This window comes from Sulfitobacter sp. HNIBRBA3233 (assembly GCF_040149665.1).
Lineage (GTDB): Bacteria > Pseudomonadota > Alphaproteobacteria > Rhodobacterales > Rhodobacteraceae > Sulfitobacter > Sulfitobacter marinivivus.
This window is the reverse complement of the sequence record NZ_JBEFLP010000001.1, coordinates 281,017-300,187: the sequence shown is the minus strand read 5'-3', so window position 1 is coordinate 300,187 and position 19,171 is coordinate 281,017. Positions and strand designations below refer to the sequence as shown.

The window sequence follows — 19,171 nt, the reverse complement described above, 5'->3', positions numbered from 1 at the left end:
GACAAGGCCGCAAATGGCGTGGCACGGGCGCGTCAGGTCAGCCCGTCAAGCGTCAGCGTGACACGGTCCCCCGCGAACCACGTCCGCCCGTATTCGACCGGCACGCCCGCGCTGTCGATGTTGACGCCGGTCGAGCGCAACAGCGGATCGCCCTCGCGCAGATGCAGGTGCAGCGCTTCGGTGGCTGTGGCGCGCACGGCCATCAGCCGGGTGGACGCGCGGGTGTAGTCCGAGATGCCCATGCGGGCCAGTGCTTCGGTCACGCCGTGGGTCTCGGCCAGTGCCGCGTCCAGGCCCGGCAACCGCTCCAGCGGAAAGACGCTTTCGAACAGGGCGATGGGCAGATCGTCGGCCAGCGACAGCCCGTGGTAGGCGCAGACCACCGCCCCTTCGGCCACCGCAAGCACGCGCGCCTCGCCCGCCGAGGCGCTGCGCCGTTCGATGTGCAGCACCCGCTTTTCGGGCCGCCGGCCAGCGGCGATCAGGTTTTCGTGGAACCGCACCCGCTGCCCGATGGGATAATCCGTCGGCGTGGCAGCCACGAATGCGCCGGCACCGCGGCGCGTGCGCACCAGACCCTCGTCCACCAGCTGCGCCAGCCCGTGGCGCACCGTGTGCCGGTTAACCCCGAACCGCGCCGCCAGCTCCGCCTCGGTCGGCAGCTTGTCCCCGGGGCGGTAGCGGCCTTCGGCGATGTCACTGCGCAGGCTGCCGGCGATGGACTGCCACACCGCTGTCCGCCCGGATTTCTTTGGGGTCGTGTCACGCAAACTTCACAAATCTCTTCTGGGCCGACGGGCCGAATCTGGTATGATATGTCTAGTTGTATAGTTAAAACGGAAGTTGTCGAGATGAAAGACACCGTCGACGATCACGCCCCGCGACGCGGCTGGATGGGCCTGATGGCCAAGGCGCCGCAGGGGCGGGTGCGTGCCCTGCTGGACGCAACCGGTCCGCGCCCTGTCTTCACTTGGCTGCGGCGACCCGAAACCGGCACCGTCATGGTGCAGGGGCGCGCGGGGGGCACGGGCGGGCGGTTCAATCTGGGCGAGGTTACCGTGACGCGCTGTGCCCTGACGCTTGCCACCGGCGAAGTCGGCCACGCCTATATCCAGGGCCGCGACAAGGCCGATGCCGAAGCGGCAGCCCTCGTCGATGCGCTGATGCAGACAGAGGCGGCGGACAGCCTGCAACGGGCCGTGCTCGACCCGCTTGCGCAGGCCCAGACGGACCGACGCCAGACGCGGGCCGGAAAAGCGGCAGCCACCAAGGTCGATTTCTACACGATGGTCAGAGGAGAGGATTGATGCAGGCGCAAACGCTTGAAGGCGGATTTGCCGAACCGGCCACGCAGGCCGCAGGGGCCTTCCGCGCGGTGATGGAGGCGATGGCCCGCCCTGGCACGATCCACGATATAACGGGCGCGCAGCCCCCCGCGCCACTGTCGCGCGCGGCGGGGGCGGTGATCCTGACGCTCTGCGACACGGATACGCCGCTCTATCTGGCGGGCGATGCGGACTGCCGCGCGGTCCGCGACTGGATCGCCTTTCACACCGGCGCGCCTTTCACGGGGCGGTCCCACTGCACCTTTGCGATCGGAACATGGGAGGCGCTGATGCCGCTGTCGGGCTATCCCGTCGGCACCGCGCAATACCCCGACCGGTCGGCCACGCTGATCGTCGAGACCGAAAGGCTGGCGCATGAGGGCACCGTGCTGCGCGGCCCTGGTATCCGCGACAACGCCACGCTGTCGCTGCCCGACGCGCAGGCGCTGCGCGCCAATCACGCGCTTTTCCCGCGTGGGCTCGATTTCATCTGGACCTGCGACGGTCGGATCGCGGCCCTGCCCCGGTCGACGCAAATCTGTCATCCCGATACGGAGGCCGCGCCATGTACGTAGCAGTCAAGGGCGGCGAGCGCGCGATTGAAAATGCCCATGCGTGGCTCGCCGAGGAACGGCGCGGCGACCGGGACATCGCCGAACTGGGCGTGCCGCAAATCCGCGAGCAGCTGGGCCTTGCGGTGAACCGCGTGATGGCCGAAGGGTCGCTTTACGACCCGGATTTGGCGGCGCTGGCGATCAAGCAGTCGCGCGGCGACCTGATCGAGGCGATCTTCCTGATCCGCGCCTACCGCACCACGCTGCCCCGCTTCGGGGTGACCGATCCGGTCGATACCGCGCGGATGGCCTGCGACCGGCGGATCTCGGCGACGTTCAAGGACGTACCGGGAGGGCAGGTTCTGGGGCCGACTTTCGACTACACCCACCGTTTGCTGGATTTCAAACTGGCGGCCGAAGGGCATGTCCCCGATGCGCCGCAGCGCGAGGTCGATCCGGCGCCGGTGCCGCATGTGACCGAGTTTCTCAACAACGAGGGCCTGATCGAGGACGCGCCGCGCGACGATAGCGCGCCGCCGGATCTGACGCGCACGCCCCTTGAGATGCCAGCGGACCGCGCGCTGAGGCTTCAGGCGCTGGCCCGCGCGGACGAAGGGTTTACCCTGTCGATGGCCTATTCCACCCAGCGCGGCTATGCGCGCAACCACGCTTTCGTGGGCGAATTGCGCATCGGCACCGTGCCCATCGAGATGGATATCCCCGAACTGGGTTTCGCCGTCGAGATCGGAGAGATCACGCTGACCGAATGTGAAACGGTCAACCAGTTCAAGGGATCAAAGACCGAGCCTGCGCAATTCACCCGCGGCTACGGTCTGGTCTTCGGCCAGACCGAGCGCAAGGCGATCTCCATGGCGCTGGTCGACCGCGCGCTGCGGTGGGAGGAGCTGGGCGAAGAGAACGTGGGCGCCCCGGCGCAGGACGCGGAATTCGTGCTCTACCACGCGGATAACATTCAGGCGACGGGTTTCCTCGAGCACATAAAACTGCCGCATTACGTGGACTTCCAGTCCGAACTTGAACTGGTGCGCAAACTGCGCCGCGAGGCGGGCATATCCGCGACCCGCGAGGCCGCCGAATGACCTCAGTCGCCACCATCCCCGCCGCCGCCGCAGTCCCCGCCGGATCCGCCACCGATGCCGGGGCCATTGCCGCCGAACAGCAAAAGCAGAACCACCGGGAAACCGATGCAGATCAGCACCGCGCGGGGATTGTCGCGCAGGCCGCTATAGAGGTCGACAAGAAGCTCCATGCGGTTTTCTGCCCAGAAAATGAGGCCCTTTGATGACCGCCGAAGCCTATAACTTCGCCTATCTTGACGAACAGACCAAGCGGATGATCCGCCGTGCCATCCTCAAGGGACTGGCTGTGCCGGGCTATCAGGTGCCTTTCGCCAGCCGCGAGATGCCCATGCCCTACGGATGGGGCACCGGCGGCGTGCAGGTATCCGCCGCGGTGCTGACGCCGGACGACCGGTTCAAGGTCATCGACCAGGGGGCGGACGACACCACCAACGCGGTTTCCATCCGCAGCTTCTTTGAACGCACGGCGGGGATCGCGACCACGACAGAAACGGCGCGCGCCAGCGTCATCCAGACCCGCCACCGCATCCCCGAGGAGCCGCTCGGCGAGGGCCAGATCCTTGTCTTCCAGGTGCCGATCCCCGAACCCCTGCGGTTTCTGGAGCCTCGCGAAAGCGAGACCCGCAAGATGCATGCGCTAGAGGAATACGGCCTGATGCACGTCAAGCTCTACGAGGATATCAGCCGTCACGGCCATATCGCGACCTCCTACGCCTACCCGGTCAAGGTCGAGGGGCGATATGTGATGGACCCCTCCCCGATCCCGAAATTCGACAACCCCAAGCTGGGCGGTTGCGCGGCGGTGCAGCTCTTTGGCGCGGGACGCGAACAGCGGATCTATGCGCTGCCGCCCTATACGGCGGTGGCCAGCCTCGATTTCGAGGACCACCCCTTCGAGGCCAGCAAGGCGGACCATCCCTGCGGTCTCTGCGGGGCCGAGGACAGCTATCTCGACGAGGTGATCGTCGACGATGCAGGCGGGCGCATGTTCGTCTGTTCGGACACCGATTACTGTGGCGCCCGTCAGGGCGCGGGCCACCGTGGAAAGGATGCGGCATGACCCCTCTTCTGTCTGTTCAGGGCCTTGGCAAACGCTACGGCGCGCAGATCGGCTGCGCGGACGTGGGGTTCGATCTCTATCCCGGTGAGGTGATGGGGATCGTGGGGGAAAGCGGATCGGGCAAGTCGACATTGCTGAACTGCATGGCGGGCCATCTGGTGCCCGATACTGGATCGGTGGTGTTCGACACCCGCACCGATGGCCCGCGCGATACGGTCACCATGAGCGAGCCCGAGCGCCGGATGCTGGGGCGCACCGACTGGGCCTTCGTGCACCAGCACGCGCGCGACGGTCTGCGCATGGGGGTCAGCGCCGGCGGCAATGTGGGCGAGCGGCTGATGGCCGTGGGAGCGCGGAACTATGGCGACATCCGCGCCCGAGCCGGCGACTGGCTGGGACGGGTGGAGATCGACGCGGGACGGATCGACGATCGCCCGACGACATTTTCGGGCGGCATGCAGCAGAGGTTGCAGATCGCGCGCAATCTGGTGACCGGGCCCCGGCTGGTGTTCATGGACGAACCCACGGGCGGGCTGGATGTCAGTGTTCAGGCGCGGCTTCTGGACCTGCTGCGCGGTCTTGTGCGCGACATGGGGCTATCGGCGATCATCGTCACCCACGATCTGGCCGTGGTGCGGCTGCTCGCAGACCGTCTGATGGTGATGAAATCGGGGCATGTCGTTGAGGCGGGCCTGACCGATCAGGTGCTGGACGATCCGCAGCACGCCTATACGCAGTTGCTGGTCTCCAGCGTCCTGCAGGTTTGAGAGGGCGGACCGGGGCCAGCCCCGGACCCCGGAGTTTAAGGGCAAAATAGAGAAATGATCGAAATCGAGAATGTGACCAAGAGATTTACCCTGCACAATCAGGGGGGTGCGGTGATCGAGGTTCTGCGCGACGTGAACCTGCGGGTGGCGCCGGGGGAATGCGTGGCGCTGACCGGATCGTCGGGCGCGGGAAAATCCACGCTGATGCGCCTGATCTACGCAAATTACATGGCGCAGGGCGGCAGCATCCGCGTGGGCGGCGTGAACCTTGTCGGGGCCGAGCCGCGCGAGATCATCCGGATCCGCCGCGAGGTGCTGGGATATGTGAGCCAGTTCCTGCGGGTCGTTCCCCGTGTGCCGACGATCGAGGTCGTGGCCGACCCGTTGCGCGCGCTGGGCGTGCCCGCAGAGGAGGCGCAGGGGCGTGCGCGGCATCTGCTGGAAAAGCTGAACATACCGCGACGGCTGTGGTCGCTGTCGCCCACCACTTTTTCGGGTGGCGAGCAGCAGAGGGTCAACATCGCGCGCGGGTTTGCGCATCCCTACCCCGCGCTGCTGCTGGATGAGCCGACCGCGAGCCTCGATGCCGCCAATCGCGAGGTCGTTCTGGAGCTCATCGAGGAGGCCAAGCGGCGCGGTGCGACAATTGTCGGCATCTTCCACGACGACGCCGCGCGCGCGCGGGTGTGCGACCGCGAGATCGACGTAGGCATCCGTGCACGGGAGACTGCGGCATGACCGGGCGGTTGATCGCGGTGGTCGGTCCGTCCGGCGTGGGCAAGGACAGCGTGCTGGCCGGCCTGAAAGCCGCCGCGCCCCAGATGCGGCTGGTGCGGCGGGTCATCACGCGCGCCGCCGATCCCGGTGGCGAGGATCACAGCCCCGCCACCGACGCCGAGTTCGAGGCCATGCGCCGGGATCGCGGCTTTGCACTGCACTGGCGCGCGCACGGGCTGTCCTACGGCATCCCTGTGGATGTCACCGCCGATCTTGCGGCCGGGACCGACTGTCTGGTGAACCTGTCACGCGGCGTTCTTTTGCAGGCCGATGCGCTCTTCGAGCTCCTGTGCGTTCTGCATATCACCGCCTCCCCCGAAACGCTGGCGCGGCGCCTTGCCGGACGCGGACGCGAAACCGAGGCCGAGATCGCCGACCGTCTGAGGGCCGCGGGCAAGATGCTTCCCCCCCGGATCGCGGCGACGGATATTGCCAACGATGGCCCGCTGGAGCAGACCGTCGCGCACGCGCTGCGCGCGCTTCAGCCGGTGAGAGCGTAGCGTTGGACAAGTTCGAAATGCCCGTCCGCACGCTCGCCCACCAGCGCCACGCTGTCGATCACGAAAGGATCCGGCAGCCTTGGCAGATGCCCTTCGACCGCTTCGGCCCAGGCGGGCAGTTCGGGGCGTGGCAAGCGTCCCGTCAGTGTGAGGTGAAAGCGGAACTCCTCGAATACATAGGGATAGCCCCAGCGCGCCAGCAGCATCTCCTGGCGCTCTGTCAGGCGGGCCTTTCTGCGGCGGGCAAGCTCGGCCGCCGACGCGGGCGCGCGGAAGCGGTCCAGCGCCTCGACGCAGGTGGCCGCGATGCGGCTGACAGGCGCGGCGTCCCCGCGCAGCGTCAGGGCAAGAAACCGGCCCAAGGGGGTGACGGCCAGCCCCTCTGTCTGTCCCGGTGCACAGCGGGCCGCCATCTGCCCCACGGCGGCGTCGAGCGTATCGGGCGTGGCCCCGTCCGCCAGCCGGAACGGCGGTTTCAGGGTCGCGTGGAAACCGTATTTGCGCGGGGCTTCGGTCGCCGCCGCGATCCCCGTTACATCGGGCTGATCCTCGGGCGCGCCACGCCGGATGTCCCAGCCCAGCCACGTCGCGCCGAAATCCGCAAGGGGTCCGTCGGGCGGCACATAGTAAACAGCAAATCGAGTGTATGACATGAACCAGCCTTTCGTTTCCCGAACCCTGCCAGAAGGAGGTGACAGTTCCGTGTCAAACAGCCTGACGCTTGCCAATGCAACCCTCGTGCTGCGCGACCGGACGGTCACCGGTGCGATCACCCTGTCAGACGGAAAGATCGCCGAGATCGCCGAGACCCATACCGTGCCCGAAGGCGCCGTGGATTGCGCCGGAGATTTCGTCATTCCCGGCCTTGTGGAGCTGCATACGGACAATCTGGAGCGCCATATCGAGCCGCGCCCGAAAGTCGACTGGCCGCATCTGCCCGCCCTTCTGGCGCACGATGCCGAGCTTGCCTCGACCGGGATCACCACGGTGTTCGACGCCCTGCGCGTGGGGTCCATCCACGGCGACGACGGGCGCTACAGCGCCTACGCGCGCGGGCTGGCGGACGAATTATTGTCCGCGCGCGCCGCCGGGCATTTCAAGATCAGCCATTTCATACACCTGCGCGCCGAAATCTGTTCCGAGACCTTGCTCGAAGAGCTGGCCGCCTTCGGCCCCGGTGACCGCGTCGGCATCGTGAGCCTGATGGACCACACCCCCGGTCAACGGCAGTTCCGCAACATGGACGCGCTGAAAACCTACGTCTCGAAGAAACGCGGGCTGTCGGACGCGGAATTCGTGGCCCATGTCGACAACCTGAAACGGTTGCAGCAGCTTCACGGGGCGAAACACGAAGCGGCGGCCGTGTCCGAAGCCGCGCGGCTGGGCGCGGTTCTGGCCAGCCACGACGATACCACGGCGGCACAGGTGCGCACCTCTCACGGCAACGGCGTGGGATTCGCCGAATTTCCGACAACGCAGGAGGCGGCGCAAAGCTGCCGCGAAGCCGGTATTTCGGTGATGATGGGGGCACCCAACCTGATCCGCGGCGGATCCCATTCAGGCAATGTCGCGGCCCAAACGCTGGCCGAGGCGGGATTGCTCGATATCGTGTCGTCGGACTATGTGCCTTCGGCGCTGCTGCTCTCTGCCTTCCGGCTGGCGGACATCTGGAACGACCTGCCGCGCGCCATTGCCTGCGTCAGCGACGCGCCTGCCCGCGCGGCCGGTTTGCACGACCGCGGACGGCTGGAAACCGGCCTGCGCGCGGATGTCGTCCGCGTGGGACGCGCGGGCGGCACACCGCTGCTGCGCGGGGTCTGGAGCCGCGGCGCGCGCGTCGCGTAACCGGCTGCGCGGGCCGCTGGAAACAGGTTTGCACCCCCCTGGCCATCGCCGCTATGCCGGTCCGCCAAAGGGAATTTGCGGTACCGCTGAAGATGGCGCTCTTTTGCCGCAATCGCGTCGCTTTTTGTTGTAATAGTAAAGCCGGGCACCCAGAGTGAACCGAAGGCCCTGACGTGAGGAGCGACATGGCAAAGACCTTTGACAGCTTTCTGCGACGCGTCATGCCCCGATTTATCGGAGCGCGCAGACCTGCGACGCGCGAAGCCGACAGCCACGGGCTGTCGCTGCTCGATCCCCATATGCTTGCGGTCAATGCCCACGCAATGGTCAGCCTGCTGGACCCCGAAGGCCGAATCGAACAGGTCAACGACCGCTTCATGGAGGCCTTCGGCTACACCGAGGACGAGATCGTCGGCCAGCGTGGCCGCATTATCTACGCGAATACCGAAAGCTTGACCTTCGAGGACGTGCAGGCCAGCATGAAGCAGGGCAAATACTGGACCGGAGAGCAGTTTCTCAAGCGCAAGGACGGGACGCAGTTTTGGGCGCAGGCGACCATCTATCCGCTCTTTGACAGCAATGGAAAGCACATCCGCAGCATGACGCTGCGCACCGATATCACGGAAGCAAAGATGATGCGTTCGGAGCTGGAAATGTACGCGGCCCTCGATCTGTTCGAGGATTCGATGTTCATGTTCACCACCGATACGCTGCGCTTCACCTATATGAACCGCGCCGCGCTGAAACGCTGGGGCTGGTCCGGCGACGAATTCATCAGCAAGACGCCCTCTTGCGGCAATAGCCGCTTCGACGAAGCCAAGTTCCGCAAACGCGCGGCCCCGCTGCTGAACGGCGAGGTGTCCGAGGTCGTCTACAGGTCCGACCTCTACGACGCGCCCTACGAGGTCACCTTGCGCCTGACGACGACCGCACAGGGCGAGAAGCGTTTTGTGACGGTCGAACGCAATGTCGCCGATCAGATCGCGCTGGAAGAAACCAGAAACGCCTTTACCGCCACGGTCAGCCACGAACTGCGCTCGCCGCTGACGTCGATCAAGGGCGGTCTGGGCCTTGTTCTGTCGGGTGCGGCAGGCGAGATGCCGGAAAAGGCGCGCGGGCTACTGGAGATTGCCCACCGCAATGCCGACCGGCTGGTCCTGATCGTGAACGATATGCTCGACCTCGAAAAAATGGCGGCGGGCCAGATGTCACTGGACAAACGCCCCGTCGACGCTGTCGACCTCGTGGACGAGGCGCTGCGCGCCAGTCAGGGCTATTTCGACAACTACGGTGTCAGCGTCGTCGCAGAGGGCATGCACCACGATGTCACGCTGCTATGCGATCCCGACCGGATCCTTCAGGTTCTGGCGAACCTGCTGTCCAACGCCGCGAAATTCTCGGATGAGGGCGGCAAGATCCGCGTCGCCCTGTCGCTGGAAGAGGGCCACGCAAAGATCACCGTGCAGGACTTCGGCAGCGGTATTCCCCTCGACGCGCAGAAAACGATTTTCGAGCGTTTCACCCAGGCCCAAAGTGCCGACCGCTCGCGCACCGGCGGCACCGGGCTGGGGCTGAGCATCGTCAAAGCGATTGTCGAGCTTCACGATGGTCACGTCCGGCTCGACAGTACCGAGGGCAAGGGGACCAGCTTTGACGTGGTGTTGCCGCATGAAACCGCCGAGCAGCGGGCGATGATCGGTGCCTATCCCCCTACTCAGCCGCGATGTCGCGCAGGCCACCCGACTTGATGATGTGATCCACGACGGCCTGCACGCCTTCACCGTGGCGCAGCGCCGTGAAGACCGTGGGCCGGTCGCCGCGCATCCGCTTTGCGTCGCGTTCCATCACGTCTAGCGATGCGCCCACATGGGGGGCCAGATCGGTCTTGTTGATCACCAGCAGGTCCGATTTCGTGATCGCCGGACCGCCCTTGCGCGGGATCTCCTCGCCCGCGGCCACGTCGATGACGTAGAGCGTGATATCCGCCAGTTCCGGGCTGAAGGTCGCCGACAGGTTGTCGCCGCCGCTTTCGATCAGCACCAGTTCGATGCCGGGGTGGCGGCTTTGCATTTCGGCTACGGCGGCAAGGTTGATCGACGCGTCCTCGCGGATGGCGGTGTGCGGGCAGCCGCCCGTCTCCACGCCGATGACGCGGTCCTGCGGCAGGATCTGCATGCGCATCAGCGCCTCGGCGTCCTCCTGGGTGTAAATGTCGTTCGTAATCACCCCCAGCGACAGCGCCGGATGCAAGGCGCGCGCGATGGCCGCGGTCAGCGTTGTCTTGCCCGCGCCCACGGGGCCGCCGATGCCCACACGCAGCGGGCCGTTCATCTCAGTCATGTGCGGAATATCCTGTGTTCCAGTGTTTCGTGATGCATCGCCGCGATGTCGGAGGCGAAGGCAAAGCTGCCCAGATCGTCGAGCGTTCGCTCCGCGCTGCGCGCCGCAACATCGCTGCACAGGCGGGTCAGACTGCGCAGAACGGCCTGACCTTCGGTCTGGCCCAGCGGCACCAGCCGCACCGCGCAGGAGACAAGGTTGGCCGCAAAGGATTGCAGATACATGACCGTCGTCAGATCCACCGGCAGCGCCAGCAGCCCCGCCGCATGGCCGACCGCGACAGGGTGCATCAGCTGCGGCATTTCCAGTGGCCAGATCGACGCGGTCGTGGTGCAGAACGCCTGCCCCTGTTGCAGGCTTTCCATCAGGCGCTCGCGCGACGGCGCATAGGCGCGCGCGATGGCGTCCACCGCCAGAACCGCATCGGGCGCACCGCTCGCGTGGGCCGCGCGCAGAAGGATCGCATCGCTCAGCCCGCTGCCGTGGAGCAGCGTATCGGTCAGCCAGCTTTCCAGTTCCGCCGCGGTGGCGACCGTGCCGCGCTGGATCACCGTTTCCAGCCCGTGGGAATAGGCAAAACTGCCCAATGGGTATCCGGGCGACAGCCATTGGCTGAGGATCAGGGTGGCGTCAGTGGTCATGCGCCGTGTGGCCGTGTTCGTGGCTGTGCGTGCGCCCGTGTCCATAGGCGCCGCCCTCCGGCGTGAACGGCGCGCTGACCGGGTCCAGCGTGGCCCCGAGGTGTTCCAGCATATGCCCGATCACCGGATCGTTCTGGATCAGCAGGTGATCCGCCGCGATCTGGCAGGGCGTGTGGCGGTTGCCAATATGCCATGCCAGCCGGGCGAGGTTGTCACCGCTGACCCGCAGCAGGTCTTCCTCTGCCGCGATCACCTCGACCAGCCGCCCGTCCTCCAGCAGCAAGGCATCGCCGTGGTCGAGCGAAGTGGTTTTCGGCAGGTCGAGCAGGATCGACACGCCGCCATCGCTGTGCAGAACCTTGCGGCGCAGGAAACGGTCGTCATAGGTCAGCGTGCAGCTGTCGGTGGCTTCGGCCCATGTGCCTGCGGGCTGGACAGCCTGGGAAAGATGATCGGGCATGGGAATCCTTTGATCCTGAAAAGTGCAAGGGCGGCGCAGGGATGCGTCAGAACATGAAATATCGTTGCGCCATCGGCAGCACCTCGGCGGGTTCGCAGGTCAGAAGCTCGCCATCGGCGCGTACCTCGTAAGTTTCGGGATCGACCTCGACCTGTGGCAGGGCATCGTTCAGGATCAGGTCGCGCTTGCCGATGCCGCGCGTGTTGCGGACGGCGACCGTATCCTTGGCCAGACCCAGCGCCGCACCGATCCCCTCCTCCTGCGCCGCCCCCGACACGAAAGTCACGCTGGAGCGTTCCACCGACCGGCCGAAGCTGCCGAACATGGGCCGCGTATAGACCGGCTGCGGCGTCGGAATGGACGCATTGGGATCGCCCATCTGCGCCACGACGATGGTGCCGCCCATCAGCACCATTTCGGGCTTCACGCCAAAGAACGCGGGGTTCCACAGCACCAGATCCGCGCGCTTGCCCACCTCGACCGATCCCAGAACGTGGCTGACCCCCTGCGCGATCGCCGGATTGATCGTGACCTTGGCGATATAGCGGCGGACGCGGAAATTGTCGTTGTCGCCGGTTTCCTCCGGCAGGCGGCCGCGCTGCTTGCGCATCTTGTCGGCGGTCTGCCACGTTCGGATCAGCACTTCTCCGACGCGGCCCATGGCCTGACTGTCCGAGGCAATGATCGAGAACGCGCCGATATCGTGCAGGATATCCTCGGCGGCGATGGTCTCGCGCCGGATGCGGCTTTCGGCAAAGGCGATGTCTTCGGGGATGGATTTATCGAGGTGGTGACAGACCATCAGCATGTCGAGATGTTCCTCGATGGTGTTGACGGTATAGGGCCGTGTCGGGTTGGTGGAACTGGGCAGGACGTTGGCATCGCCGCAGATCTTGATGATGTCCGGCGCGTGGCCACCGCCCGCCCCTTCGGTGTGGAACGCGTGGATGGTGCGGCCTTTCATGGCCTTGACCGTATGTTCCACAAAGCCGCTTTCATTCAGCGTATCCGTGTGGATCATCACCTGCACGTCCATCGCGTCGGCCACCGACAGGCAGCAGTCGATGGCCGCAGGGGTCGTGCCCCAATCCTCGTGCAGCTTGAGCGAGCAGGCCCCCGCGCGCACCATTTCCTCCAGCGCGGCGGGCTGGCTGGCATTCCCCTTGCCCGACAGGCCAATGTTCATCGGGATCGCGTCGAAGGCCTGCAACATCCGCCCGATGTGCCACGGCCCCGGTGTGCAGGTGGTGGCCAGCGTGCCATGGGCAGGCCCCGTGCCGCCGCCAAAACAGGTGGTCACGCCCGAATGCAGCGAATCCTCCATCTGCTGCGGGCAGATGAAGTGGATGTGGCTGTCCATCGCGCCCGCGGTCAGGATCCGCCCCTCGCCCGCGATGATCTCGGTGCCCGGACCGATGATGATGTCGACGCCGGGCTGGGTATCGGGGTTGCCAGCCTTGCCGATGGCCGCGATCAACCCGTCCTTCAGCGCCACATCCGCCTTGTAGATGCCGGTGTGATCCACGATCAGCGCGTTGGTGATAACCGTATCGACGGCCCCGCCCGCGCGGGTGACCTGGCTTTGGCCCATGCCGTCGCGGATCACCTTGCCGCCCCCGAACTTCACCTCCTCGCCGTAGGTGGTCAGGTCACGCTCGACCTCGATGACCAGATCGGTGTCGGCAAGGCGCAGCCGGTCTCCCGTGGTGGGGCCGTACATGGCGGCATATTGGGCGCGGGGGATCGAGTGGGGCATATCAATATCCGTGAAATTCGAGCAACATTTGCGTGCGCGCGACCGTCAGATCGGTCAGGCAGGTGGCATGGACAAGCGGGCGCAGCGACCCGCCTTCATAGGGGCTGGACTGGGCCTTGCAGGCGGCATCGCGGTAGGCCAGCCACGCCCGCTGCGCTGCCAGCAGATCCTCCGCGACGCCGATTTCATCCGCGAAGGCACGCGCCGGTTTCCATGCCGCGTTCAGGTCGGCATCCGCTTTCTGGTATTCGAGCATCGCGCAGGCGTTCATCGTCTGCTGCTGGACCGGATCGGCACAGTCTTCGGCGGTTTGTGCCGATCCCGTGCCGCCCCAGATGCCGTAAAGCAGCGTGGCGGAAAGAAGGCCAAGACAGTCTGCGCGCATGGGCTACCTCGTTTTCGGGCCGCGCTTGGCCAGCCGTTTGACGTTGGCGCGGGTTTTCTGCCGGATCGGCCGGATCGCCGCCTCGACGATCTCATCGCCGCCGCCGCCGCGCAGGGCGACACGGCTGGCATCGGCGTAGGATTTGGCCAGCGCCTCGGTCTTCTCGGAAATCATGCGCCCGTCCTCGGTGCCGGTTACGGCCCAGACACCGGCCATGCCCATCAGGCGCATTCCGACGACGGCCTGCGCCTCGGCCATGACCATCCCCATCTGCACCACGTTGAGCCACGGCCGCATGGGATTGAACCTTTGTTTCATAGATCCCCCATGACCTGCCCGTTAAAGCCGAAAATGCGGCGCGCGCCGCCCATCGGGATCAGCTGGACCTCGCGGCGCTGGCCCGGTTCGAACCGCACGGCAGTGCCCGCCGCGATATCGAGCCTGCATCCGCGGGCCGCATCGCGGTCGAACTCGAGCGCGGGATTGGTTTCGGCGAAGTGATAGTGGCTGCCGACCTGTACAGGCCGGTCGCCGGTGTTGGCGACGATCAGCGTGATCGCGTCAGAAGTCGCGTTCAACGTGATATCGCCCTCGGCGGGCATCAGTTCTCCGGGTATCATGAAACGCTCCTCAGCGGATGGGGTTGTGGACGGTCACCAGCTTGGTGCCGTCGGGAAAGGTGGCTTCGACCTGCACGTCGTGGATCATTTCGGGCACGCCCTCCATGCACTGGTCGCGGGTGATGACCTGCGCACCGGCCTCCATCATGTCGGCGACCGACCGGCCGTCGCGCGCGCCTTCGACCACGGCGTCGGTAATCAACGCGACAGCTTCGGGATGGTTCAGCTTCACCCCCCGCGCCAGACGCTTGCGCGCCACTTCGGCAGCCATCGAGATCAGCAGTTTGTCTTTTTCGCGCGGGGTGAGTTGCATGGATCAAAGTCTCCAGACGGATGGCAGGGGCATGCCGGAAAGATGTTCCAGCACCGGAATGAGGATGCGCCGCAGGGCAAGGCTGTCGCGGGCAAGGACGCGGATGACCAGAAGGCCGGGGCTGCGCAGGCTGACGCCGCCGTCCTGGCCGAGCAATACGCGCACGGCATCAAGCTGCGCCTCGGCGTCGGCGGCGGCATAGAGCGCGGTCGAGACCACCCCCGCCCCCTGCCCGATCCCGGCACGGGCCAGCAGCGCGTCGGCATTGCCGGTCACCGCCACCGCATCGCGGTAGAGCGGTACGCCCGCGCGGTCGACGGCGATCCGGTCGTGCAGCGCCAGTTGTGTCACGACTTCGCCCATCGCCGCGCGACCGAACACCAGCGTTTCGGTCGCCAGCAGGGTTGCATCGGGCGCAAGGGCCACGTCGAGCCGGCGGTCAAGGGCGGCGCGGTCGAACAGGATCGTCTCCTGGGGCAGCCAATGCAGGCGCGCACCGGCGCCGACGGTGATGCGCGTGGTGATACGGCCGCTGCTGCCATCCGTGGTGCGATAGATCCGCTCGGCCGCCTGCGTGGTCATCGAGACGCGCGCGCCCGCGCCCACGGAGATATCCGTGCTCAGGCGATCCCCGCCGGTGACACCGCCGGAGGTGTTGACCAACACGCCTTCGGCGCCGTCGTGATAGACGCGCGGCAGGATGCATTTCAGACACCCCTGCTGGCGCAGATCGGCGAGCCGCGTGGCCCCGCGCGCCTCGATGAAACCGACTCGCACGGCACCGCGCGCACGCTGGGGCGCGGGCGGCTGGGGCAGGTCTGGGGCGCGAAGGTGTTGGATGGCAGTTTCTTTCGGTGGCTTTCAGCACATTTCAGCACAGCAACATCCCGATGCACAGGGTTTTCCCGGCCGCGCCCGCGTTGCGTCGGGGCAGTTGCCGGTTTCTCAGGCAATCGGGCCTATGGTGACGGTCGGGCGCGTCCCGCCGAGACCGCCGAAAGCGCGCTGGCGGCAGGTGAAGACGATCACCTGCTGGTCCTGCGCCACGCGGTGCAGCGCGGTGAACATCCGCTCGATCCTGTCGTCGTCGGAATAGACCAGCGCATCGTCGAGGATCACCGGCATCGGCTTGCCCGCCCGCGCGAATAGCCGCGCAAAGGCGAGCCGGGTCAGCACCGCGATCTGCTCCTGCGTCCCGCCGCTGAGGCGCTCCAGCGTTTCCTCGGTGCCGTCGCGGGTCATCTGGGCGGGCAGCAGCGTCCCTGGATCGAAGCTGAGCGCCGCATCCGCGTGCAGGATGGCCAGCAGCGGCTTGAGTTCCTGCTGGATCGGGCCGAAATAGGCATCCTGCGCCGCGCCGCGGGTCTGCTGCAAGGTGTCGATCAACAGCCGCAGCGCCGCCACTTCCGCCGCGAAACGCTCCGCCCGCGCGGCGGCAGCGCTGTGGCGGCCCTCGGCTTCGGCCAGCGCCTCTTCGACGCCATCCTCGGCGCGGGTTCTGATCTCGGCGGCCAAAGCGCCCAGATCGGTCCGCAGGCGCTGGATATCGCTGTCGGCCTGTGCCACGGCCCCTTCGGCCCGCGCCAGCGCGGCGGCGACCGTGTCGAAATCGGGGGCCTCGCGCTCCAGCGTGGCCACGGCGGCTTGCGCTTCGCCCAGTTCCGCTTCTGCCAGCGCCAGTGCGCGCGCGGCGTCCTGCCGGGCGGTTTCGTGATCCTGCCGCGTGCCGAAATCGGCCTGCGCCTTGTCACGCGCGGCCTGTGCGGTTTCGGCGCGTGCCTGAGCGCGGGCGAAGGCGGTTCGCGCGTGGTCCAGACCCTCGCGGGCCTCGTCGGCCTCGCCGCGGGCCGCCTGTTCCGCCCGCTCGGCCGCCTCCAGATCCTGCGCAGTCTGCGCCGGGGCTTCGGCATCCGCATCCGTCGCTTGCAAACGTTCCAGACGCGCCTGCGCATCTGCCACGGCGGCCTCCAGCGGGTCGAGCCCCTCCGGTGCCAGGGTTTCGAACATCTGCCGCGCGAGGGCTTCTTCCCTGACCAGATCCTCGCGGGCGCGGGCCGCGGTGCGCGCACTGGCGGCATCGGGCTGGCCTGCCCCGTCGAGCGCATCTTGCAACGCGCGCTCTGCCGCGCCGGTGGGATCGTCGCGCAGGGCTGCCGCCCCGGGGTCGAGGGTCAAGGTGCCGATGCCCGGCATGTCGATGCTCTGGCGCTCGGTGATGCGGTGCGGCCCTTCCGGCAAGGGGGTGCCCGCGCGGGCCAGACGTGTCGCACCGCTATAGGCGAGCGTGATTGTCACCCCCGTGGCGTCATCGGCTTGCGCGCGGCGCAGCGCCTCTTCCGCCTCTTCGATCTGGCGCAGCACCTTTGGCGTGACATGCATCGAGGAAAGGCGCGCGCGGGTCTGCTCTGCGCGGTCGCGCTGCGCGCGTGCGGCGTCACGGGCCTTTACTGCCGCCTCCAGTTGCACCACCGCTCCGGCGCGCAGCTGCGCATCCTGCGCCTTTTGGAACGCCGCGCGCACCGCGGCGGTCCGGGCGGTCGCTGCGTCCCGCCGGGCCGCAAGCCCGTCGTAGCGCGCCTGCGCGGCGGCGAGGGTCTGCTCCGCGCCCGCCAACGCCCCGGTGGCTTCGTCGAAGGTCTGCTCGCTGGTCTTGAGCGTCTCTTCGCGGGCAATCAACGTATCAAGCGCCTGTCTGGCGCGATCCCGCTCCAGCGTCTTCAGCGACACCTCCGTGCGGGCGGTCGCCAAACGCTCGGCGTGGGCACGCGCGGCGGCATCCGCGGCCTGCGCGGCCGCCAGTGCGCGGCGGCGGTCGGCGTCGGCCTCCGGATCGGCAAGCACGGCAAGCTGCCGCGCCACCTGCGCGCGGCGGTCCAGCGCATGGCGCAGGGTCGCCACCTCGGACCGCAGCTTCGACGCGGTCTGCTCAAGCGCTTCGGCCTCATCCTGTGCGGCGGCCCATGCCCCGCCCGCCTTGGGCCGTCCCGTCTGGGTCGCCAGGGCGGCCAGCGCATCCTGTGCCGCGCGGATCACACGGTCCATCCGGCGACCGCCTGTCACCATGTCGATCTCTCCGGCGACCGACGACAGCAGATCCCGCCGCACCCCCAGAAGCTGGCTGCGCTCCTTTGGCGAGGCGTCGAGCGGCTCCATCGCGGTCACCCCCTGCCGGACCCAGAGCAGTCCCGCCGGACCCTCAAGGCCGCTTTCCATAACCTGCGCGATCCAGCGCTCCGCTTCGTCCTGCTGCGCGATCGGCCTGCCGGAGGCATCGCGCACCGCGGCGCTCTTCTGGCTAAGAAACGATTTCTCGACCGTGAACAGGCCCTCCGCCGTCTCGATCCGCGCCGCGACGCGCACGGCACCACCCGCCGCGGGGCGCAGTGCCTGAACCTCACGGCCGGTGGCGCTGTGCTTGGTGAACATCAGCGCATGGAGGGCGTCGAAGAAAGTGGATTTCCCGAATTCGTTGGCTTCGCTGATCACGCTGATACCGTCACCGATATCGCTGATCTCGGCCCGCTGACCTGCGAATTTCCGCACGTTTTCAAGGGTAAGGCCGCGTATCTTCATGCCGTGCCCGCCTCTGCCGCGAAGCCGAAGAGCAGCGACAGCGCATCTTGGGCGACCTTGCGGTCGTCCTGCGACAACGCAGAGTCCTCGGCGCGAGTGGCCAGACGTTCGGCGGCCTGTCGCAACGCCCCGCCGGAGGCATCGATCGCCTCGATGTCGGCGGCCTCCTGCGCGAGGGCAACCGCCGTCAGATCCTCCTCGAAATGCAGGAAGTCGGGCGCCGCGCGTCGCAGACCCGCGCGCAGTGTCTGCATCCGCGCAACCCCCAGCCTGCCCTCTCCGACGAGCGCGAACAGCGTGTCGCGCCTTGCGCCGAGCTGTGGCAAGACGGTATCGAGCAGGCTTTCGGTATCCTCCTGCGGGGTTACCGTTATGGTCCTGCGCTGCCAGTGCAGGGCCGCCGTGACAACGGGTGTCACCTCCGGCGCTGTACCGGCGCCCCCGATCCCCACAAGAAGCGCCTGTCCCCGCGTGTCGTGTTTGAACGCGTCCTGTTCGGGCGTCCCGGAATACCAGGTGCGGTCGTCGATCCGCATCTGGCGGTGCCAATCCCCAAAGCCCAGATAATCAAGACCCGCACGGCGCGCACGGTCCGGCGCGATCACGCCTGAGGGCACATCGCCGCCCTCGCCGTCCTTGCCCGCGAACTCGGTAATCCCGCCGTGGCCCAGACCGATTCGGATCTGCCCCTCGGCGGTGGGTTGGCCCATCGCCTCGGTCAGGTCGCGGCCCGGGTTGCGCGCGGTACAGGGCGCGGGCAGCAGGGTCGCGGCGCCCAGATCGACAGGCGCATCGCTGAGCGCCAGTGTCAGATTGTCGGGGCGGTCGCGCTGGATTGTCTGCCACAGCTCTGTCGCGGCAAGGCTGTCGTGGTTGCCCGGCATCAGCACCCAATGGATGTCGCTTGCCGCGCGCATGGTGTTGAGCGTCTGGCGGATCAGGCGCGGCGCCGGCGTTTCCTGATCAAAGGTATCGCCCGCCAGCAACACCACCTGCGCACCGCCGTCGCGTGCGGCCTGTGCCAGACGGTTCAGCGCGTCAAAACGTGCCTCGCGCAGACGACCGCGCACGTCTTCATCGAACCGCCCGAAAGGCTTGCCGAGGTGCAGGTCGGAACTGTGCAGAAAGCGGAACATCGGCCCTCGGATCCAGTGG

General features: G+C 67.1%; 23 protein-coding genes. 9 read left to right on the top strand and 14 right to left on the bottom strand.

Annotated elements, in window-relative coordinates; genetic code table 11:
• Positions 1-32: 32 nt before the first annotated feature.
• The gene (gene phnF, locus ABMC89_RS01470; RefSeq protein ID WP_349564461.1) at positions 33-770 is read right to left on the bottom strand and encodes a phosphonate metabolism transcriptional regulator PhnF; all 738 of its coding nucleotides are present in this window, start codon (positions 768-770) and stop codon (positions 33-35) included.
• 81 nt (positions 771-851) lie between these two features.
• On the opposite strand from phnF, the gene phnG reads away from it, so the two are divergent.
• From phnG to ABMC89_RS01455, 3 genes are read left to right on the top strand one after another with little or no spacing between them, the layout of a single operon-like run.
• A complete protein-coding gene (gene phnG / locus ABMC89_RS01465; RefSeq protein ID WP_349564459.1) occupies positions 852-1,307 on the top strand; it encodes a phosphonate C-P lyase system protein PhnG in 456 nt (151 codons plus the stop codon).
• Positions 1,307-1,900 (top strand): phosphonate C-P lyase system protein PhnH, encoded by a 594-nt coding sequence (gene phnH / locus ABMC89_RS01460; protein WP_349564457.1) that lies wholly within the window; start codon positions 1,307-1,309, stop codon positions 1,898-1,900. The genes phnG and phnH overlap by 1 nt, the downstream gene beginning before the upstream one ends.
• The gene (locus tag ABMC89_RS01455; RefSeq protein WP_349564455.1) at positions 1,891-2,979 is read left to right on the top strand and encodes a carbon-phosphorus lyase complex subunit; all 1,089 of its coding nucleotides are present in this window, start codon (positions 1,891-1,893) and stop codon (positions 2,977-2,979) included. The genes phnH and ABMC89_RS01455 overlap by 10 nt, the downstream gene beginning before the upstream one ends.
• Positions 2,980-2,981: 2 nt before the next feature.
• Here the strand turns inward: ABMC89_RS01455 and ABMC89_RS01450 are convergent, their stop codons facing one another.
• A complete protein-coding gene (locus tag ABMC89_RS01450; protein ID WP_349564453.1) occupies positions 2,982-3,149 on the bottom strand; it encodes a hypothetical protein in 168 nt (55 codons plus the stop codon).
• Positions 3,150-3,181: 32 nt separating this feature from the next.
• Here ABMC89_RS01450 and ABMC89_RS01445 point away from each other — a divergent pair, with 32 nt between their 5' ends.
• The 4 genes from ABMC89_RS01445 to phnN are packed head-to-tail and all read left to right on the top strand — an operon-like array spanning position 3,182 to position 6,083.
• Positions 3,182-4,039: an alpha-D-ribose 1-methylphosphonate 5-phosphate C-P-lyase PhnJ gene (locus tag ABMC89_RS01445; protein ID WP_349564451.1), complete on the top strand. Its 858-nt coding sequence runs from the start codon at positions 3,182-3,184 to the stop codon at positions 4,037-4,039.
• Positions 4,036-4,806, top strand: a complete 771-nt coding sequence (gene phnK / locus ABMC89_RS01440; protein WP_349564449.1) for a phosphonate C-P lyase system protein PhnK — start codon at positions 4,036-4,038, stop codon at positions 4,804-4,806. Before ABMC89_RS01445 ends, phnK begins: the two co-directional genes overlap by 4 nt.
• Before the next feature lie 54 nt (positions 4,807-4,860).
• Positions 4,861-5,544, top strand: coding sequence for a phosphonate C-P lyase system protein PhnL (gene phnL / locus ABMC89_RS01435; RefSeq protein WP_349564447.1), 684 nt, complete (start codon positions 4,861-4,863; stop codon positions 5,542-5,544).
• A complete protein-coding gene (gene phnN, locus ABMC89_RS01430; protein WP_349564445.1) occupies positions 5,541-6,083 on the top strand; it encodes a phosphonate metabolism protein/1,5-bisphosphokinase (PRPP-forming) PhnN in 543 nt (180 codons plus the stop codon). The genes phnL and phnN overlap by 4 nt, the downstream gene beginning before the upstream one ends.
• Here the strand turns inward: phnN and ABMC89_RS01425 are convergent.
• Positions 6,065-6,736: a DUF1045 domain-containing protein gene (locus ABMC89_RS01425; RefSeq protein WP_349564443.1), complete on the bottom strand. Its 672-nt coding sequence runs from the start codon at positions 6,734-6,736 to the stop codon at positions 6,065-6,067. The genes phnN and ABMC89_RS01425 overlap by 19 nt on opposite strands.
• On the opposite strand from ABMC89_RS01425, the gene ABMC89_RS01420 reads away from it, so the two are divergent.
• Positions 6,735-7,928: an alpha-D-ribose 1-methylphosphonate 5-triphosphate diphosphatase gene (locus ABMC89_RS01420; RefSeq protein WP_439655630.1), complete on the top strand. Its 1,194-nt coding sequence runs from the start codon at positions 6,735-6,737 to the stop codon at positions 7,926-7,928. The genes ABMC89_RS01425 and ABMC89_RS01420 overlap by 2 nt on opposite strands.
• 185 nt (positions 7,929-8,113) lie before the next feature.
• Positions 8,114-9,676: a PAS domain-containing sensor histidine kinase gene (locus ABMC89_RS01415; protein ID WP_349564439.1), complete on the top strand. Its 1,563-nt coding sequence runs from the start codon at positions 8,114-8,116 to the stop codon at positions 9,674-9,676.
• Here ABMC89_RS01415 and ureG read toward each other — a convergent pair.
• From ureG to ABMC89_RS01360, 11 genes are all read right to left on the bottom strand, one after another.
• Positions 9,639-10,268, bottom strand: coding sequence for an urease accessory protein UreG (gene ureG, locus ABMC89_RS01410; RefSeq protein ID WP_349564437.1), 630 nt, complete (start codon positions 10,266-10,268; stop codon positions 9,639-9,641). The genes ABMC89_RS01415 and ureG overlap by 38 nt on opposite strands.
• Positions 10,265-10,909 (bottom strand): urease accessory protein UreF, encoded by a 645-nt coding sequence (locus tag ABMC89_RS01405; RefSeq protein ID WP_349564435.1) that lies wholly within the window; start codon positions 10,907-10,909, stop codon positions 10,265-10,267. Before ABMC89_RS01405 ends, ureG begins: the two co-directional genes overlap by 4 nt.
• Positions 10,899-11,369 carry an urease accessory protein UreE gene (locus ABMC89_RS01400; protein ID WP_349564433.1) on the bottom strand — a complete coding sequence of 157 codons (471 nt, stop codon included), beginning with the start codon at positions 11,367-11,369 and terminating at the stop codon, positions 10,899-10,901. The genes ABMC89_RS01405 and ABMC89_RS01400 overlap by 11 nt, the downstream gene beginning before the upstream one ends.
• 46 nt (positions 11,370-11,415) lie before the next feature.
• Positions 11,416-13,125, bottom strand: a complete 1,710-nt coding sequence (ureC, locus tag ABMC89_RS01395; RefSeq protein WP_349564431.1) for an urease subunit alpha — start codon at positions 13,123-13,125, stop codon at positions 11,416-11,418.
• Position 13,126: 1 nt separating this feature from the next.
• The gene (locus ABMC89_RS01390; RefSeq protein WP_349564429.1) at positions 13,127-13,510 is read right to left on the bottom strand and encodes a lysozyme inhibitor LprI family protein; all 384 of its coding nucleotides are present in this window, start codon (positions 13,508-13,510) and stop codon (positions 13,127-13,129) included.
• 3 nt (positions 13,511-13,513) lie between these two features.
• On the bottom strand, positions 13,514-13,807 hold the full coding sequence (locus tag ABMC89_RS01385) for an antifreeze protein (RefSeq protein ID WP_349564427.1): 294 nt from the start codon (positions 13,805-13,807) through the stop codon (positions 13,514-13,516).
• Between the two features lie 17 nt (positions 13,808-13,824).
• A complete protein-coding gene (locus ABMC89_RS01380; RefSeq protein WP_349564425.1) occupies positions 13,825-14,130 on the bottom strand; it encodes an urease subunit beta in 306 nt (101 codons plus the stop codon).
• 10 nt (positions 14,131-14,140) lie between these two features.
• Complete coding sequence (locus ABMC89_RS01375; protein WP_349564423.1) at positions 14,141-14,443, bottom strand: urease subunit gamma; 303 nt, start codon at positions 14,441-14,443, stop codon at positions 14,141-14,143.
• A 3-nt stretch (positions 14,444-14,446) separates the two neighbouring features.
• Positions 14,447-15,220 (bottom strand): urease accessory protein UreD, encoded by a 774-nt coding sequence (locus ABMC89_RS01370; RefSeq protein WP_349564421.1) that lies wholly within the window; start codon positions 15,218-15,220, stop codon positions 14,447-14,449.
• Positions 15,221-15,388: 168 nt separating this feature from the next.
• Entirely contained in the window at positions 15,389-18,016 is a 2,628-nt protein-coding gene (locus tag ABMC89_RS01365) for an AAA family ATPase (RefSeq protein ID WP_349564419.1), read from the bottom strand.
• A complete protein-coding gene (locus tag ABMC89_RS01360; protein WP_349564417.1) occupies positions 18,013-19,152 on the bottom strand; it encodes a metallophosphoesterase family protein in 1,140 nt (379 codons plus the stop codon). The genes ABMC89_RS01365 and ABMC89_RS01360 overlap by 4 nt, the downstream gene beginning before the upstream one ends.
• Positions 19,153-19,171 lie beyond the last annotated feature (19 nt).